Consider the following 17603-nt stretch of genomic DNA (forward strand, 5'->3'; position numbering starts at 1 on the left):
ATTATGATGAACATACTCGGAAAGCGAATGACAGCAGCGGTGCTGGCGGCTATGATCATGATCACAGGCATATGCCGTCTGAGCATCCCGGTGCAGGCAGCAACTGGCGAATATAAAAGCTGGCTGCAGACAGACTCCCGTTGGGGAAGCATTCAGCTGGGTTCCAGTGGCGCAACCATGTCCAGAATTGGCTGCGCCGTCACATCCCTTGCGAAGCTGGTGGTACATTCCGGTTCTGCAACGGAGGAAACCTTTGACCCGGGTAAGCTGTGCAACTATTTGAGCAAAAACGGCGGTTTCGACAGCTCCGGCAATATTTACTGGACTGTAGTAACCGGACTTGTGCCGGAATTCCACTTCTGTGCATACACCAGCTTCAAGACCACCACGGAGGCTGAAAAAGTGGCGGAGCTTGAAAAATACATCCAGGATGGATACTACATGGCGGTGTCCGTGAAGAATCAGGGGCACTGGGTGGCAGTGGATTATATCAAGGACGGGGAAGTGTATATCATGGATCCGGCAAGCAACGCAAAGACCAATCTGTTTGATTCCTACGACTGCGCCGGCGTGACCCAGATCCGCCTGTTCAAGGGGCTGAATCCTCCGCCTACCACCGGGAATGCACCGGTGGAGAGCTATTACAAGACCGGCAGATACACCACCAATACGGGGCTGAACTTCCGGGCGAACGCAGGCATCACCTATGAGATCCTGGCGGATATCCCCAAGGGTACTCTGGTGACCGTGGAGGGTACCTCCGGTGCATGGGGTCGGATCACCTACAACGGCAAGGTGGGCTGGATCTGTCTGGAATACTGTACCTATGTGGAAGGGGATTACTCCTATCCCACGGGGCGGTATCGCTCCACCTCGGACAACGGCTTGTATGTGCGGGGCGGTGTGGGTTCCACCACCGGTGCCATCGGCATGCTGGCGTATCTGGAGGAAGTAGAGATCCTGGAGGTGCAGGATGGCTGGGGCAGGCTGAATTATCAAGGCAAGACCGGCTGGGTATGTATGAAGTATATGGAGCCGGTAGCTGCTACTACCGCAACAACGACAACGACCACCACTACTACCACCACCACAACAACGACTACGACCACCACTACGACTGCAACGACTACGACCACCACTACTACCACAACTACAACCACCACAACCACCACGCCCCAGCCCACGACTACCAGCACCACCACAACCACACAGACCACAGTGCCCGTAACGACAGCGCCGGAGCAGACCACCACGACCACGATGGACACGCTGATGCCGGGCGATCTGAACGGCAACGGACAGGTGGACGCTGTGGATACAGTGCTGCTGTATGCGTATCTGGCAGGAAATCTGGAGCTGAACAGCCGACAGTTGGAGGCTGCGGACGTGGATCGGGACGGCGAACTGACCTTGATGGATGTGGTGCTGATGCAGCGCATGCAGGATGGATTATATGATTGGAAGGATTATACCACATGAATTGGATCGAAACACAGATTATTACCGCCTCTGCCGGGGTGGATGCCCTTTGCGCCATGCTGACGGATCTGGGCATCAAGGGCTTTTCCATTGCGGATCCGGCAGATTTCCAGGAGTTTTTGCAGAACAAGGAAGGCAAGTGGGACTACATTGACCAGGATCTGCTGGGCATGGCCCAGGGGGACACGACAGTGACTGTGTACCTGCCGGACAATGCCCAGGGGGCGGAGCAGCTGGTTGCCCTGCGGGCAATGCTGGCGCAGATCCACGCCCGGGACGATGCGCAACTGTTCGGCACCCTGGAGCTGACGTTGAAAAACGTCCGGGAGGAGGACTGGGCGAACAACTGGAAGCAGTATTTCAAGCCCTTCACCGTGGGAGAACGGCTCCTCATCAAGCCCTCCTGGGAGACATGTGAAAATCCCCGGAACCGGGCAGTGCTGGAGATCGATCCGGCATCCAGCTTCGGCACCGGGCAGCACCACACCACCCGGCTCTGCCTGGAGCTGCTGGAGCAGCTGATGCATCCGGGGGATCGTGTACTGGATCTGGGCTGCGGCAGTGGGATCTTGTCCATCGGGGCACTGCTGCTGGGGGCATCCGGCGCCACCGCAGTGGATATCGAGGAAAATGCGGCAGCCACTGCAACGGAGAATGCCCGGAAGAACCACATTGACCCGACCCTGTACCGGGTATTCTGCGGCAATGTGCTGGAGGATGAAACGCTGTGTCGGGAGATCGGTGATGGCTATGATCTGATCTGTGCCAATATTGTGGCGGACGTGCTGATCGCCATGAAGCAGCTGTTCCGGCGATTTTTGCGACCGGAGGGCACGCTGATCGTGTCCGGCATCATCATGGAGCGCCGGGACGAGGTGCTGGATCAGCTGAAAAGCGCAGGCTTCACCCTGCTGGAGGTTCGGGAAAAGGAAGGCTGGGCGGCAGCATCCCTCCGCATTTCATAAAAGCTTCGGGGACGGGGATTTCTCTCCGTCCCCTTGCATTTTATGTGGATTCAGGGTATAATAAATACATCTGAATCAAACTGATGGGATGCCGTCAGAAGAAAGGGAGGTCAGGGCGTGAAGGACGGCTTTTTGAAAATCGCCTGCGCAACACCGGATGTGCATGTGGCAGACTGCGCTTATAACGGGGAGCAGATTGTCCGTATGATGCAGGAGGCGGCACATGCCGGAGCGGCGCTGACGGTATTTCCGGAGCTTTGCATCACAGGTTATACCTGTCTGGATCTGTTTTTGCAGGACACCCTGCTGGAGGGGGCACTGGACGCTCTGTTTGACATTCTGAAGCAGACAGAGGAACTGGATATGCTCGCAGTGATCGGACTGCCCATTGCAGTGGACGGGAAGCTGTACAACTGCGCTGCCGTATGCCAGAGCGGACAGATCCTGGGCATCGTGCCCAAGCTGAATATCCCCAATTACGGGGAATTCCAGGAGCTGCGCTATTTCACCCCCGGCAACCGGATGGTGCGGCATTGCAGCATCCACGGGCGCACTTGCCCCATGGGAGCGGACATGCGGTTTTCCTGCGTGGATATGCCGGAGTTTTCCTTTGGCGTGGAAATCTGCGAGGACGTGTGGGTGGGGGCAAGCCCCTCCGACCGGCTGGCTGCCCAGGGAGCGGTGTTGATCGTGAATCTGTCCGCCAGCGATGAAACCATCGGCAAGGCGGCGTACCGGAAGAAGATCATCGAAGCCAAGTCCGGCAGTCTGTTCTGTGCCTATGCCTATGCGGATGCAGGCATCGGAGAATCTACCACGGATATGGTGTTCGCCGGGCATAATCTGATCGCAGAAAGCGGCACCACTCTGGCGGAGGCAAAGCGCTTTGCCGGAGGCATTCTCTACGGGGATATTGACATACAGAAGCTGACGGCAGAGCGGCGGCGCACCAACACTGCCCACGGGGCGGAGGAGCCTGCCTTTGTGGTGGAGTATTTTGATTATCCCATCCGGGAGACCCGGCTGGAGCGGCAGTTCCCGGCAACGCCCTTTGTGCCCGCCGGGAAAAGCGAGCTGGACGACCGGTGCGGCGAGATCCTGCAGATGCAGGCGGTAGGGCTTATGACCCGGCTGCGGCATATCCGTTGCCAGGACGTGGTGATCGGTCTGTCCGGGGGATTGGATTCCACCCTGGCGCTGATCGTCACCGTTATGGCATATGACCGGCTGGGACTGCCCCATCATGGGATTCACGCCATTACCATGCCCTGTTTCGGCACTACAGACCGGACATATCGGAACGCCTGCGCCCTTGCAAAGGCATACGGGGCGGATCTCCGGGAGATCCCCATCCGGGACAGCGTGATGCAGCATTTTGCAGACATTGGTCACGATCCGGATTGTCACGATGTGACCTATGAAAACGGGCAGGCACGGGAGCGTACCCAGGTGCTGATGGATTTTGCCAACCAGTGCGGGGGCATCGTGATCGGCACCGGGGATCTGTCGGAGCTTGCGCTGGGCTGGGCGACTTACAACGGGGATCATATGAGCATGTACGGGGTCAACGCCTCCGTGCCCAAGACCCTGGTGCGGTATCTGGTTGCACACCGGGCGGAACAGTCGGAGGAAGCACTGCGCAGCGTACTGCTGGATGTGCTGGACACGCCGGTAAGCCCGGAGCTTCTGCCGCCGGAGGAAAACGGGGAGATCCGTCAGAAAACCGAGGATCTGGTGGGGCCCTACCTGCTGCATGACTTTTTCCTGTATCACATGGTGCGGTTCGGCATGCCTCCGAAGAAGATCTTCCGGATGGCGTGCATTGCCTTTGACGGGCAGTTTGCCCCGGATGTGATCTTAAAGTGGGAGCGGAAGTTCTACTGGCGGTTTTTCAGTCAGCAGTTCAAGCGCTCCTGCCTGCCGGACGGGGTGAAGATCGGCAGCGTGACCCTTTCTCCCAGAGGAGACTGGCGGATGCCCAGCGATGCCTGTGTGGCGCAGTGGATCCGGCAGCTGGAACAGATTGATGTATAATTTTGGGGCATCGCCCCATACATAGGAGGATATTATGACGTACAAGGAAAGCTTTATCAAATTCATGGTGGACTGCGGAGTATTGACCTTCGGAGAATTTACCCTCAAGAGCGGACGGGTTGCGCCCTATTTTGTGAATGCGGGCAATTACAACACCGGAGAGCACCTGGCAAAGCTGGGTGAATACTACGCTGCATGCATCCAGGAGAACAACATTCCGGTACAGACCCTGTTCGGTCCGGCGTATAAGGGCATTCCCCTGTCCGTATCTGCGGCAGTTGCCCTGTATCACAAGTATGGCAAGTCCGTGCATTACTGCTTTGACCGGAAGGAAGTCAAGGATCACGGAGAAGGCGGCATGTTCGTAGGTAAGCAGTTGGAAGCCGGGGAACAGGTTGTCATCATCGAGGACGTAATGACCTCTGGTAAGGCTGTCCGGGAGGTATACCCCAAGCTGAAGGGTGCAGCGGACGTGAACATTACCGGCATGGTGATCACCGTGGATCGGATGGAACGGGGGCTGAACAGCGACAAGAGCGCCGTCCAGGAGGTCAAGGCAGAGTTCGGCATTGACGTGTACCCCATCGTGACCATGGCGGATATCATTGACGCCATTGCCAACGATATTGTGCCCGGCAAGGAATACCTGGACAAGATGATTGCATATCGTGAACAGTACGGGGTATGTAAATAACCCGTTCGGTGTTTCAGGCAATATCGCACAGACTTGTGGGGTATTGCCTTTCTGTATCAGGCATACAAAGAGAAGAAGGATAGGAGCAAGCTATGGCGAAAACCCGTAAAAATTTTATCATCTGCATCCAGTCGGTGCTGATCCTGGGGCTGCTGTGCCTGGTGGCATTTCTGCTGATCCGCATGCGTCAGCAGGAGGAACCGGCGGTGCCAGCCAATGCAGGGATGGCGCAGAACAGCGTGCAGGAGGATATCTCTGTGATCCCCAAGGGGGAGATCGAGGTGGATTGGAACTATGAGCTGTCTGGCAAGAAAATTTTGCTGAGTGATGCTACATACGGACAGATCTACCTGCCGGTATATGATAACGTGCCTGCCTTTGCCCAGAACCGGGAGCAGATCGTGAACCGGAACGGCAGACGGTATTATGTCAGCGACGGACAGATCACTTCCGACATGGGCATTGACGTGTCCGCCCACCAGGGGGATATTGACTGGGACAAGGTGAAGGCGTCCGGCATCGATTTTGTATTCATCCGCATTGGCTACCGCACCTACGGCGGCGGGGACATTATGGCGGACAGTATGTTCCGGCAGAACTACGAGGGCGCAAAGGCTGCCGGACTCCAGGTGGGGGTCTATTTCTTCTCCCAGGCCATCAGTGAGGAGGAGGCTGTACAGGAGGCGAACTTTGTGGTCAAGCAATTGCAGGGCTGCAAGCTGGAGCTGCCTGTGACCTACGACTGGGAGCTGATCTATGACGATACTGCCCGGACGGACAATGTGCCGGTGGACGTGCTGACGGACTGTTGCCTGGCATTTTCCGGGGTGGTGGAGCATGCAGGCTACGAGCCCATGATCTACCAGAACAAGCGTACATCCTTACTGAAGCTGGATCTGCCCCGGCTCCAGGGCATTTCCTTCTGGCTGGCGGAATACGGCAGCATCCCCACTTACTACTATGACTGTCAGTACTGGCAGTATAGCTGTAAGGGGAAGGTGCCGGGCATCGAAGGGGATGTGGATCTGAACATCCGGTTCTCATAAGGAGCCGCCATGCGACAGATTACCATTCAGCAAAACGATGCCGGACAGCGGCTGGACAAGTTCCTTGCCAAATCCATGCCTGCTCTGCCCAAAGGGCTTATGTGCAAATTCATCCGCACCAAGCATATCAAGCGGAACGGCAAGCGCTGCGCCATTTCCGACCGGTTGGAGCCGGGGGATGTGCTGACCTTTTTCATCAGTGATGATTTTTTTCCGGAGCATGCCCCACAGCAGACTCCGGACTTTCTCAAAGCCCCTGCGAAGCTGGACGTGGTGTATGAGGATACGCAGGTGCTGATTCTCAACAAGCCGGTGGGACTGGTGGTGCATGCGGACAATGGAGGCACGGAGGATACCCTGATCCACCGGGTGCTGCATCATCTGTACCAGGCAGGCACCTATGACCCTGCCGGGGAGCAGTCCTTTACGCCGGCTTTGTGCAACCGACTGGATCGGAACACGGGAGGGCTGGTGATCGCGGCAAAGACCGCCGCTGCTTTACGGGATGTAAACGAGTTGATCCGCAGTCGTCAGCTGTGCAAGCAGTATTTGTGCGTTACGGCGGCGCTGCCTCCCAGGCAGCAGGATCGGGTGCAGGCATACCACCGGAAGCAGCCTGCCGGAAACCTGGTGGAGATCCGGGATGCACCGGCGGAGGGCTTTGCGCCCATTGATACGGAATACCGGGTGCTGGCGCAGGAGCAGGGACTGAGTCTGGTACTGGTGACTCTGCATACGGGCAGGACGCACCAGATCCGTGCCCATCTTGCCCATCTGGGAGCGCCCCTGCTGGGGGATAACAAGTATGGAAGCGTCCGGGCAAATCGGCGGTACCGGGTGTTCACCCAGCAGCTTTGGGCGTGGCGGCTGGGCTTTCCGGAACTGGATGGTGCATTGGCACCTCTTAGCGGCAGGATCGTGACCGCCCCGGAGGTTCCTTTCGTTTCCGCTTTTTTCCCGGGTGTGCAGCTGCCACCGCCCATAACGTAAAAAACAGTCTGGGAAGCATTGCTTCCCGGACTGTTTTGCGTTAGGATGTTATTTCAGGAACCCGTTGATGATCTGTTCTTCCGCTTCCTTTTCGGTCAGTCCCAGGGTCATCAGCTTCATCAGTTGCTCTCCGGCGATCTTGCCGATGGCGGCTTCGTGGATCAGGGATGCGTCCACATGATTGGCAGTCAGCTGGGGACTTGCCAGTACGCAGCCGTGGTCCATGATAATGGCGTCACATTCCGTATGGCCGCTGCAAGGGGCATTGCCGTTGAGCCGGCTGGTGTATTCCTGCCTGCTGTTCTCCTTGGCAACGCTGCGGCTGACGATGTTGCAGCTGCTGCCTGCTCCGTTCAGATCTGCATCAAACTCTGCAATGGCGTGCTGATCCCCGGTGGTCATGATCTTGTCGTGAATCACCAGGCTGGAGCCCTCCGCCAGATCCGCAGTGGTTTTCCGCAGTGTGTCGTCAATGCCGGCAATCTGCGTGGTTTCCATCTCCATCCGGGCATTCCTGTTCAGATGCACAATGGTAGTGGGGTTCATGAACCGCTTGCCTCTGCCTTCTCCTTCGCCGTAGTGCTTTTCCACATAGCGCACCTTGCTGTTTTCCCCCACAAAGAAGGTGTGGATACCGTCATGCTGACTGTCGCCGGAGCCGCAGTTGTGGATGCCGCAGCCGGCAATGATGGTCACGTCACAGTTTTCGCCGATGAAGAAATCGTTGTACACATTGTCCTTCAGTCCGCTTTCGCTGATGATGACCGGAATATGTACACTTTCATTCACGGTGCCGGGTTTGATGATAATGTCGATGCCGGGTTTGTCCGTTTTGGTCACAATGTCAATGTGCGCTGTGGTATTCCGGGCAGCACTTGCACCGTTGGCACGGATGTTGTATGCCCCCACCGGCAGCGCATCCAGCTCGGCTACCTGGTGCAGCAGCTCCTTTTCGTATGTGTTCAGTTCCTTCATGCCACCGGCACCTCCTTTTTCCCCTCTGCCAGCTTGTCCGTCAGTACCTTGCAGGTGCTGCTGTCCTGATTTTTCAGAAGCTGGGGCAGGATCTGATCCTTTGCGCCGTATGCGGCAACGGAACCATCCTTGATGTAGAGGATCTTGTCCGCCATGTTCAGGATCCGCTCCTGGTGGCTGATGATGAGGATGCTGCCCCGGATCTTCTCGTACATTTTCTCGAATACGTGGATCAGATTCTGGAAGCTCCACAGGTCAATGCCTGCCTCCGGCTCATCGAAAATGGACAGCTTGGTGCCCCGTGCCAGTACCATGGCAATCTCGATCCGCTTTAATTCGCCGCCGGACAGGGTACTGTTCAGCTCCCGGTTCATGTAATCCCGGGCGCACAGTCCCACCTCGCTGAGGACGCTGCACGCCTCCGTGACGGTGGTATCCTTTTTGCTTGCCAGCTTCAGCAGATCCTGCACCCGCAGTCCCTTGAACCGTACCGGCTGCTGAAAAGCGTAGCTGATGCCCAGATTTGCCCGGTCGCTGATGGACATGCCGGTAATATCCGTGCCGTCAAAGAGGATCCTGCCGCTGGTGGGCTGGTCGATGCCCATAATGATCTTGGCGAGGGTGGATTTGCCGCCGCCGTTGGGCCCGGTGACTGCAACAAAGCGATCCTCCAGAGTCAGACTGATGTCCCGGAGAATCTGCTTGCCCTCTGCCTCGAAACAGACGTTCTGTAATTCAAGCATGTTTTTGCTCCTTGCTGGTATCATTTTCGGGTCTTATCGGACCCATACTATTATATTATACCGAAAATCCCATGTGAAATCAATCCCCCGGGGGATATTATTTTTGCAAAACAAAAACGGAGCATGCAGATCTGCATGCTCCGTAGAAGGGTTGTGTGTTTAGCGTACTGCCGCAAAGCCCTGTTCCAGGTCTGCCAGAATGTCCTGGATATGCTCCGTGCCGATGGACAGCCGGATGGTGTTGGGCTTGATGCCGCTTGCCAGCAGTTCCTCCTTCGACAGCTGGGAGTGGGTGGTGGAGGCAGGGTGGATCACCAGGGATTTTACATCCGCCACATTTGCCAGCAGGGAGAACAACTGCAGGCTTTCTGTAAAGCGTTTTGCTTCCTCTGCGCCCCCCTTGATTTCAAAGGTGAAGATGGGAGCTGCGCCATTAGGGAAGTACTTGTCGTACAGCTCCTTGGCGTGACCGGTGGCAAGGGAGGGGTGGTTGACCCGTTCAACCTGGGGGTGCTTGGACAGATAGTCCACCACCTTCAGGGCGTTTTCCACATGCCGTTCTACCCGCAGGGACAGGGTCTCCAGACCCTGGAGCAGCAGGAAGGAGTTGAAGGGGGAGATGGTGGCACCCTGATCCCGCAGCAAGGTGGTGCGGATCTTCATGATGTAGGCAATGTTGCCGCATGCCTGGGAGAATACTACTCCGTGGTAGGAGGGGTTGGGGGCAGTCAGTCCCGGGAACTTGTCATTCTGCGTCCAGTCAAACTTACCGGAATCCACGATGACACCGCCCATTACTGTGCCGTGACCACCGATGAACTTGGTGGCGGAATGCACCACCACATCTGCACCGTGCTCGATGGGACGCAGCAGATAGGGGGTTGCAAAGGTGCTGTCCACGATCAGAGGAATGCCATGCTTGTGGGCAACTGCACTGATGGCTTCCAGATCGATCACGTCAGAATTGGGGTTGCCCAGGGTCTCAGCGTAAATCAGCTTGGTCTTGTCCGTGATGGCTGCTTCAAAGTTCGCCGGATCAGAAGGATCCACAAAGGTGGTGGTAATGCCCTGTTCCCGCAGAGTGTTTGCCAGCAGGTTGTAGGTGCCGCCGTACAGGTTGTGGGATGCGACTACATGATCCCCGGCAAGGGCAATGTTCTGGATGGCGTAGGTAATGGCTGCGGAGCCGGTGGCAACTGCCAGAGCCGCTGCGCCGCCTTCCAGAGCAGCAATCCGCTGTTCAAATACATCGGAGGTAGGGTTCATCAGACGAGTGTAGATATTGCCCCCTTCGGTCAGACCAAATCTGCCTGCCGCCTGGGCACTGTCCTTGAATACATAGGACGTGGTGGCGTAGATGGGCACTGCCCGGGCATCCGTAGCCGGATCCGGCTTCTCCTGTCCTGCGTGTACCTGCAATGTTTCAAACTGATAACTCATAACATTCCTTCCTTTCATTTACCCGGTGGGTTTATATGTTGATTGTATTATAGCAGAACATTTCCTGCTTGTCAAGGGGTTTTCAGAAAAAAAGAGTTGAAATTCTATTTTTCCTGTGGTATAATAGGTTTATAAGATCAGAGGCAGCCATGACCGGCTGAACAAAGGAGGTGGGAATTATGATGATCTCCACGAAGGGACGGTATGCCCTGCGGGTGATGATCGATCTGGCGGAGCACAACAGCGGCGGATATGTACCTTTGGCGGATATTGCCGAGCGGCAGGAGATCTCGGAGAAATACCTGGAAAGCATTGTGTCCATGCTCAGCAAAAAAGGACTGGTGGATGCACTCCGGGGCAAGGGAGGCGGCTATCGGCTGAACCGTGCGCCGGATCAGTACACGGTAGCGGATATTCTGTATGTAACCGAGGGCTCCATGGCACCGGTGGCATGTCTGGAACCGGGCGCAAAGACCTGTGACCGGGCTGCATACTGCCGGACGCTGGATATGTGGAAGAGGCTGTATGAGCTGATTACCCAGTTCTTCTCCGGGATTACCATTGCGGACCTGATCGCAGACAAATCCGGCGGGGATTTTGTCATATAACACCATCGCCCGATCTGATGCCAGATCGGGCGATATTTTATGGGCGGCCGCCAGGCATGCTCTGTGCGGTGTTGTCTATGGTTTATCCAAAGGCTCCACACTCCGAACCGTCAGCTGATTCTCCGTCACTGTGAACCGCAGATCGAATCCGGCAAAGGCAACTCCGTAGATCCGATCCGGATCCTCAGAATAGCCCGGCCGGGGATCCTGCTGTAAAATGCCCACTGCCGCATCCCGCTTGTCTGCCGGCAGCTGTTCCAGCAATGCCGCCGGAAAGTGAACCTTTAGCTGGTGGGTTGCAGTTTGCCGGGTATAGCCCTGGCTTGCGTCCGTCCGGCAGTCCGCCAGGGGAATGTAGGGCTTTACATCGTAAACCGGGGTGCCATCCATCATATCAATGCCGGAAACGTGCAGCACGGCTTGTCCGCCCTCAAAGCTGACCCCCTGCAGCCGGACGCAGGACAGCCCCAGGCTGTTTGGCCGGAAGGGGGAGCGGGTGGCGAATACCCCCATGCGCTGGTTGCCCCCCAGCCGGGGCGGCCGCACAGTGGGAGACCAGTCCCCTTGCTTCCTGGCGGCGGAGAACTCCCAGATCAGCCAGATGTGGGAGAATTGCTCCAGTCCCCGGAATGCCTCCGGCTTGCTGTAGGCAGGCAGAAAGACTACCTGCCCCTCCAGCGCCTCCACCAGGCCGCTTTGACGGGGCAGTCCGAATTTGGTGGGAAAGTCCGTGTGAATGTATGCGATGGGTTCCATGTAATGCCTCCGGTGTTGTCCTTTATGTTGTCTTTTAGTATACCACAAAAATCGGGGCTTGTCACGGGTTTTAGGCAACATCGCACAGCTTTGTGCGGTGCTGCCCTATATTCCAAGCAGCCGGGCAATGCGCAGCGCCACATGCTGGTCATTGGACACGGTGAGATGCCGGGCTGCACGCTTTGCTTCCGGCATGGCGTTGGCAACCGCAAAGGAGTTCGGGGTCAGCTCCAGCATGGAAACATCGTTGCCGGAATCGCCGATGGTCAGTACCTGTTCCGGCAGCAGCTTGAGCCGGAGCAGCAGTGCCCGGATGCCGGTGGCTTTGTGAATGCCCCGGGCGGTGACCTCCAGGCAGTTTTCCGCAGAGACGCAAAGCTGAAATGTGCCGTCATCCAGTGCCTGATGCAGCCGGGTTTCCTGGGCAGCATCCCGGCAGAAGAACACTGCCTTTTCCACCTGCACATCTTCGGCAAGGCAAAAGGCTTGTGCATCCTCCACCGGTCGGCATATACCGATGGCATCCTCCAACAGGGCACGATCCTGCCGCTGTTCCAGTGCCCCATGCTCCAGCAGCACCCCCTCCGGTGTATACAGCAGCACGGCGGCTCCCTGCTGTTTGCCAATGCGAAGAAGTCGGTCTGCATGCTCCCGGGAGAGCGGATGCCGGAACAGGGCTTTGCCCTCCGGCAACTGTGTGACGCAGGCACCGCTGAGGGTGATCAGATACCGGATGCCGGGAAACTGCTGTAGCGCCTGGGGGATTTGTTCCCGGTTCCTGCCGCTGGTAGGCACAAAGCAATAGCCCTTGTCCGTCATCCGGCGGATGGCATCCAGGTTTTCCGGACTGAGCCTGCCCCGGCTGTCCAGCAGGGTGCCGTCCAGATCGCATGCGATCAGCTTGATTTCCATATTACCTCCTCAGTTATTGCCTTAGATCCATACTGCGGATCTTTTCCCGAATGGGCAGGATCTGTGCTGGGGATACGGACAGTTCATCCACGCCCATTCGCAGGAATCGCTCCGTCAGTGCCGGATCCGCCCCCAGTTCGCCGCAGATGCCCGCCCAGATGCCTGCCTTGTGGGCATTTCGGATCACCTGATGGATCAGTCGCAGCACCGCCTCGTGATGGGGCTGATAAAAAGCCTCCAGGGAGGGGTTCTGCCGATCGATGGCAAGGGCGTACTGGGTCAGATCGTTGGTGCCGATGCTGAAGAAATCCACCATAGGTGCCAGAATATCGCTGATGACCGCAGCGGCAGGGGTCTCGATCATGATGCCGGTTTCCATGTGTTCCCGAAAGGGGATCTCCTGCTGACGCAGTTCCTGCCTGGCAAGCTCCGCCTGTTTCTGGATATGCCGGATTTCCTCTGGGCTGGTAATCATAGGGAACATGATGGACAGATCCCCATATACCCCTGCCCGGTACAGGGCACGCAGCTGGGTACGGAACAGCTCCGGTTCCGACAGACAGATCCGGATGGCTCGATACCCCAGCGCCGGATTTTCCTCCTTGGGCAGATGAAAATAATCGATCTGCTTGTCTGCCCCGATGTCCATGGTGCGGATGATGACGGGCTTTCCCGCCAGTTTCTCCGCCGCCTCCCGGTATGCCCGGAACTGCTCCTCCTCCGTGGGCATGTGGTCGTTCTGCAAATAGAGAAATTCGCTGCGGAACAGACCGATACCCCCGGCATCGTTTTGCAGGGCGGCGCTGATGTCATCCAGCCCCCCAATGTTGGCGTAAAGCCGGATGCTCCTGCCGTCCAGGGTGGTGTTGGACTTGCCCCGGAGCGACTGCCACAGCCGGTGTTTTTCCTCTTCCTGCTGCTTTTTCCGGGTGTATGCGGCAATGGCTTCTGCATCCGGATCGATGCACACTGTCCCGGTGAATCCATCCACAATGGCGGTTTTCCCCTCCATGGCAGGATCCAGATGACCCAGCCCCACCACTGCCGGGATTGCCATGGTGCGTGCCAGAATGGCAGTGTGGGAGTTCTCCGAGCCCCGGAGGGTGAGAAACGCCAGGATCTTTTCCTTGTCCAGTTGGACTGTTTCGCTGGGGGTCAGATCCTCTGCCACCAGGATCACTGGCTCCCGGGTCAGCAGGGATTCCTCGCTGCCGCCGCTGAGACAGCGGATCAGCCGGTTGGAGATATCCACCACATCCGCCGCCCGTGCCTGCATGTACTCATCGGTCATGGTGGAGAACATCTGGGAGAAGGAGTCGGAGGTGCGCAGCACGGCGTATTCTGCATTCACTCGCTGGGTGTGGATAATGTGGCTGACGCTGCTGCAATAGTCCTCATCCTCCAGCATCATCCGGTGAATCTCAAAGATCTGGGCGTGGATTTCCCCCACCTCCCGCAGTGCCTTTTCGTGGAGTGCATCCAGCTCCTGTGCTGCCTGCTGCCTTGCCCGGTCAAATCGCTGCTGCTCCGCCTCCGGATCCGTTATGGTTTTCCGGCTGATGGTGTCGTTGTCCTTTTTGTAAAAGTACAGCTTCCCCATGGTGACGGCACCGCAGACCCCCTTGCCCTGTATTTTGTTCATGTCCATCCCTCCGGCTTACAGATTTGCTTTGAGAAAGGCTTCTACCCCGGCAGCAGCCTCTGCTTCGTCCGATCCCTCCACGGTCACTGTTACCGGATCCCCCTGCTTGACCCCCAGTCCCATCAGAGCAAACAGCTTCTTGGCGCTGGCGGTTTTGTCCCCCTTGGTCAGGGTGATCTCGCTTTCGTATGCCTTTGCAGCCTGCACCAACTGCCCGGCAGGTCTTGCGTGGATGCCGTTCTCGTCCGTAATGGTATACACAAACTGTTTCATAAACTGCTCCCTTCCGCCGCACTGCGGCTGCGGCTTCTGCCGCTCTGGTAGCAGTATGGGCTGCTTTTTGGGAAACATACTTCCGGACGCAAAAAAGCCGGAGGATGAAGTTCCTCCGGCTTTCGCCTTATTTTTTGCATTTGCCCGTAATACCCGTCACATCGATCCGCCAGATGCCCGTGCGGGACAGGCTTTGCGCAATGGCGGCATCGAACCGGGACATATTCTCCGGGGTATACTTTTCACAGATCGCCCGAAGTGCCCGGATCTTTTCCGCCTCATCCGTAACCTCCCGGGCTGTGCCGGTGAGAATGGCTGAGGTATACCGGGTGGTGAATTTGTCATGCACCGGCTCCGCCATACCCACGCAGCTGACGCACACTGCCGGATGCTTCCGCAGCGCCTTCAGCTTCAGTCCCTCCTGGGCACAGTGAAAGTACAGGGTTTCTCCGATCCGTGCAATGGAAAGGGGCACACAGTAGGGTTCACCTTCCGGCAGGAGCATGGAAACCGTGCCGAAGCTGCATGCGTCCACTGCCTGCCAGGCAGAATCCCTGTCCATCTGCCGGTCTGTTCGCCGCATGCTCATGCCTGCTTGCTTTCCTCCGGTGTCATGGCAGCCCGGATGGCGTCGATCTGCTTCTTGATTTCCGGATCCCGGGTCAGGTCATAGGCAATGGAGTAGAAGTATGCCCCCAGCTGCATCTGCTCATCCTGTACGGCAGTTTTCGCCAGCACCAGCGCCAGCCGGATCAGTTCCTCATTGGGGCCGGCAGGCAGTTCGTACTTTTCAAATACCGCCAGAACCTGTTTCCGGGTGGGCGGTTCAATGTTATGCCCCATCAGCCCTCGCAGATTTACAAGCTCTGCCTGTACTCCCGGGTGATTGTTGTAGACCAGGCTTTCGTAGAAGAAGCATACCGCTGCATCGTAATCATGCACCGCAATGGCGTAGAATCCAAGGTCTGCGTAGATCCGGGACATGGCATAGGTGCTGTTGGCAATGGGGAACAATTCCCTGATTACAGCCAGCAGCTTTTCCGGTTCCTTTTTCAGCTTGTAGACCTCCGCCAGTTCAAAGCGTACATCGCAGCTTACCGGGTTGAACCGGATGCCCTGCTCCAGCGCTTCGATTGCATCGTCCAGCTTTCCCAGCTCCACCAGGGCGTAGCCGTACAGTGTATAGTACATGGCGAAATCATAGGGGGCACGTTCAATATTGGACTGTCCCGGATAGAGCATCCGGTACAGGTGGTACTCAAAGGGATTCCGGAAGCTGAAATAATGCAGCTTGCTTTCCTTGCCGAAGCCCTCCTCGCATTTTGCAGTCAAGGCACGCAGTGACACTGCTGCCTCCTGGTATTTTTCCTGGTTGAGCAGCTCCCGTGCCTCATGAAACAGCTCATCCAGCCGCTTGCCGTTCAGGGTGGTAGCGGTCATAAACTGATCCTGCTGTTCCTTGGGCAGCAGGCTGAATGCCAGCTCGGTAATGCGTTTTGCCAGCTCCTCGCCGTTGGGCTCGTGGGCATAGCGGCGCACCTGCCCCTCCAGGTAGGGAATGTCGGTTTTCAGATCTCCGGTCAGATTGGCGTTGCAAATTGCCAGAGCTTCTTGGATTGTGGTTGCCATCGTGTTTCGTCCTTCCGTTTAACCCCGCTTCATGCGGTTGCCTTCTGTGGTGTCAAAGCCCCGTGCCTTCAGCTGTTTTTCAAATTCTGCGTTGATCTTATCCAGCTTCTTCTGCCGCTTTGCCTCTGCCTTGGTCATGGGTGCAGTCGGCTTGGGCGGCTCTGCAAGCTTGGGCGTAGCCTTGGGTGCAGGCTTCTGCTTTGGGGGCGCCTTGTATTCTACAAAGTTTATCGCAACCTTGTCGTCATCCTGCTTTTTCTTGGTGACTGTTTCACCCATGGCGCTGAGCATATCCTCTACGCTGCTGATGACAGGAGGTGTGGCGTTGCCGTTTTCCATATCAAAGACGGAACGCTTGTTTGCATTCTGATTGGAGATTGCCTGCTGGAACACGTTTCCTCCATTTGTCCCATACGAGGAGTGCGGTGTCTGCTGTACGGGAGGCAGGCTGTATACCGGCTGGGTAATGGGAATGGGCTGACCATAGTTGTCGAATTCCTGGTATACCGGCTGTCCCTGGGCACTGTAGCCCACAAAGATCGGGTTGGGCTTGACAGGTGCCGTGGGCTGTGCCGGTGTGGGGGCATCCGCCTGAACCGGGGCGGTGGCAGCGAATTTCTGCTGCATGCTTGCCAGAACATCGTCGATGTTGTCCACCACCTGTGCAGGGGGCGGCGCAATGGCTTCCTCCGGTGCGGGCTTCGGCATAACAGGCTGCACCGGAACAGGTGCCGGACTGGGCGCAACTGCAACCGGCTCCACGGGAATGGACGCAGGCTCCGGCATAACAGGCTGCACCGGAACCGGTGCCGGACTGGGCGCAACCGCAACCGGCTCCACGGGAATGGGCGTAGGTTCCGGCATAACAGGCTGCACCGGAACAGGTGCCGGACTGGGCGTAACTGCAACCGGCTCTACGGGAATGGGCGCAGACTCCGGCATAACAGGCTGCACCGGAACAGGTGCTGGACTGGGTGCAACTGCAACCGGCTCCACGGGAATGGGAGCAGACTCCGGCATAACGGGTTGTACCGGAACAGGTGCCGGACTGGGTGCAACTGCAACCGGCTCTACGGGAATGGGAGCAGGTTCTTCATCAAAGGAAGCGGTATATCCCTTGGAGGGCTGGGAATTGCTGAACAGGCTGTTTGCCACGTCATCCCAGCTCTGCATCTGCTGTTCGGTCACTGCTACAATGTCGGATGCACCGGTGGTGATGGAGATGGATCCGGGATGTACCGGCTCCGGCTGGATCACTTCCGGCTTTACAGGCTCCGGTTCAGCTGCAGGCGCAGAAAGCTGGGACAGAATGGAGTCAATGTCCTCCATAGGTGCTGCCTTGGGTGCTTCTGCCGCAGGCTTCGGCTCTGCTGCAGGTGCAGAAAGCTGGGACAGAATGGAGTCAATGTCCTCTATA

General features: G+C 57.2%; 16 protein-coding genes and 1 pseudogene. 7 read left to right on the forward strand and 10 right to left on the reverse strand.

The window, feature by feature from the left end; all coding sequences use genetic code 11:
* Positions 1–3: 3 nt before the first annotated feature.
* The 6 genes from RUM_RS11955 to RUM_RS03600 all read left to right on the forward strand — a co-directional run bounded on the left by RUM_RS11955 (position 4) and on the right by RUM_RS03600 (position 7208).
* Positions 4–1479 (forward strand): SH3 domain-containing protein, encoded by a 1476-nt coding sequence (locus RUM_RS11955; protein WP_081459964.1) that lies wholly within the window; start codon positions 4–6, stop codon positions 1477–1479.
* Positions 1476–2444: a 50S ribosomal protein L11 methyltransferase gene (gene prmA / locus RUM_RS03580; RefSeq protein ID WP_015557847.1), complete on the forward strand. Its 969-nt coding sequence runs from the start codon at positions 1476–1478 to the stop codon at positions 2442–2444. Before RUM_RS11955 ends, prmA begins: the two co-directional genes overlap by 4 nt.
* 117 nt (positions 2445–2561) lie before the next feature.
* Positions 2562–4478: an NAD(+) synthase gene (locus tag RUM_RS03585; RefSeq protein WP_041326246.1), complete on the forward strand. Its 1917-nt coding sequence runs from the start codon at positions 2562–2564 to the stop codon at positions 4476–4478.
* A gap of 34 nt (positions 4479–4512) precedes the next feature.
* The gene (gene pyrE / locus RUM_RS03590; RefSeq protein WP_015557848.1) at positions 4513–5172 is read left to right on the forward strand and encodes an orotate phosphoribosyltransferase; all 660 of its coding nucleotides are present in this window, start codon (positions 4513–4515) and stop codon (positions 5170–5172) included.
* Positions 5173–5264: 92 nt separating this feature from the next.
* The gene (locus RUM_RS03595) at positions 5265–6218 is read left to right on the forward strand and encodes a GH25 family lysozyme (protein WP_015557849.1); all 954 of its coding nucleotides are present in this window, start codon (positions 5265–5267) and stop codon (positions 6216–6218) included.
* A gap of 9 nt (positions 6219–6227) precedes the next feature.
* Entirely contained in the window at positions 6228–7208 is a 981-nt protein-coding gene (locus RUM_RS03600; RefSeq protein ID WP_015557850.1) for an RluA family pseudouridine synthase, read from the forward strand.
* A 48-nt stretch (positions 7209–7256) separates the two neighbouring features.
* On the opposite strand, the gene RUM_RS03605 is transcribed toward RUM_RS03600, so the two are convergent.
* The 3 genes from RUM_RS03605 to RUM_RS03615 all read right to left on the reverse strand — a co-directional run bounded on the left by RUM_RS03605 (position 7257) and on the right by RUM_RS03615 (position 10366).
* Complete coding sequence (locus RUM_RS03605) at positions 7257–8183, reverse strand: SufB/SufD family protein (RefSeq protein WP_015557851.1); 927 nt, start codon at positions 8181–8183, stop codon at positions 7257–7259.
* On the reverse strand, positions 8180–8926 hold the full coding sequence (locus tag RUM_RS03610) for an ABC transporter ATP-binding protein (protein ID WP_015557852.1): 747 nt from the start codon (positions 8924–8926) through the stop codon (positions 8180–8182). Before RUM_RS03610 ends, RUM_RS03605 begins: the two co-directional genes overlap by 4 nt.
* Before the next feature lie 159 nt (positions 8927–9085).
* Positions 9086–10366 (reverse strand): O-acetylhomoserine aminocarboxypropyltransferase/cysteine synthase family protein, encoded by a 1281-nt coding sequence (locus RUM_RS03615; protein WP_015557853.1) that lies wholly within the window; start codon positions 10364–10366, stop codon positions 9086–9088.
* A gap of 179 nt (positions 10367–10545) precedes the next feature.
* Here RUM_RS03615 and RUM_RS03620 point away from each other — a divergent pair, with 179 nt between their 5' ends.
* A complete protein-coding gene (locus tag RUM_RS03620; RefSeq protein ID WP_015557854.1) occupies positions 10546–10974 on the forward strand; it encodes an RrF2 family transcriptional regulator in 429 nt (142 codons plus the stop codon).
* A 75-nt stretch (positions 10975–11049) separates the two neighbouring features.
* On the opposite strand, the gene tsaA is transcribed toward RUM_RS03620, so the two are convergent.
* The 7 genes and pseudogenes from tsaA to RUM_RS11960 all read right to left on the reverse strand — a co-directional run.
* The gene (tsaA, locus tag RUM_RS03625; protein ID WP_015557855.1) at positions 11050–11730 is read right to left on the reverse strand and encodes a tRNA (N6-threonylcarbamoyladenosine(37)-N6)-methyltransferase TrmO; all 681 of its coding nucleotides are present in this window, start codon (positions 11728–11730) and stop codon (positions 11050–11052) included.
* A 105-nt stretch (positions 11731–11835) separates the two neighbouring features.
* The gene (locus tag RUM_RS03630; RefSeq protein ID WP_015557856.1) at positions 11836–12642 is read right to left on the reverse strand and encodes an HAD family hydrolase; all 807 of its coding nucleotides are present in this window, start codon (positions 12640–12642) and stop codon (positions 11836–11838) included.
* Positions 12643–12655: 13 nt separating this feature from the next.
* A complete protein-coding gene (ptsP, locus tag RUM_RS03635; protein ID WP_015557857.1) occupies positions 12656–14284 on the reverse strand; it encodes a phosphoenolpyruvate--protein phosphotransferase in 1629 nt (542 codons plus the stop codon).
* 15 nt (positions 14285–14299) lie between these two features.
* Entirely contained in the window at positions 14300–14557 is a 258-nt protein-coding gene (locus tag RUM_RS03640; RefSeq protein WP_022357699.1) for an HPr family phosphocarrier protein, read from the reverse strand.
* Positions 14558–14684: 127 nt separating this feature from the next.
* The gene (locus tag RUM_RS03645; protein WP_041326557.1) at positions 14685–15140 is read right to left on the reverse strand and encodes a pyridoxamine 5'-phosphate oxidase family protein; all 456 of its coding nucleotides are present in this window, start codon (positions 15138–15140) and stop codon (positions 14685–14687) included.
* Positions 15141–15142: 2 nt separating this feature from the next.
* The gene (locus tag RUM_RS03650) at positions 15143–16186 is read right to left on the reverse strand and encodes a tetratricopeptide repeat protein (RefSeq protein ID WP_015557860.1); all 1044 of its coding nucleotides are present in this window, start codon (positions 16184–16186) and stop codon (positions 15143–15145) included.
* A gap of 18 nt (positions 16187–16204) precedes the next feature.
* A pseudogene (locus RUM_RS11960) lies at positions 16205–17603 on the reverse strand (hypothetical protein); the annotation flags it as partial.

The sequence above is a fragment of the Ruminococcus champanellensis 18P13 = JCM 17042 genome (genome assembly GCF_000210095.1).
In the GTDB taxonomy this organism is placed as follows: Bacteria; Bacillota; Clostridia; order Oscillospirales; family Ruminococcaceae; genus Ruminococcus_F; species Ruminococcus_F champanellensis.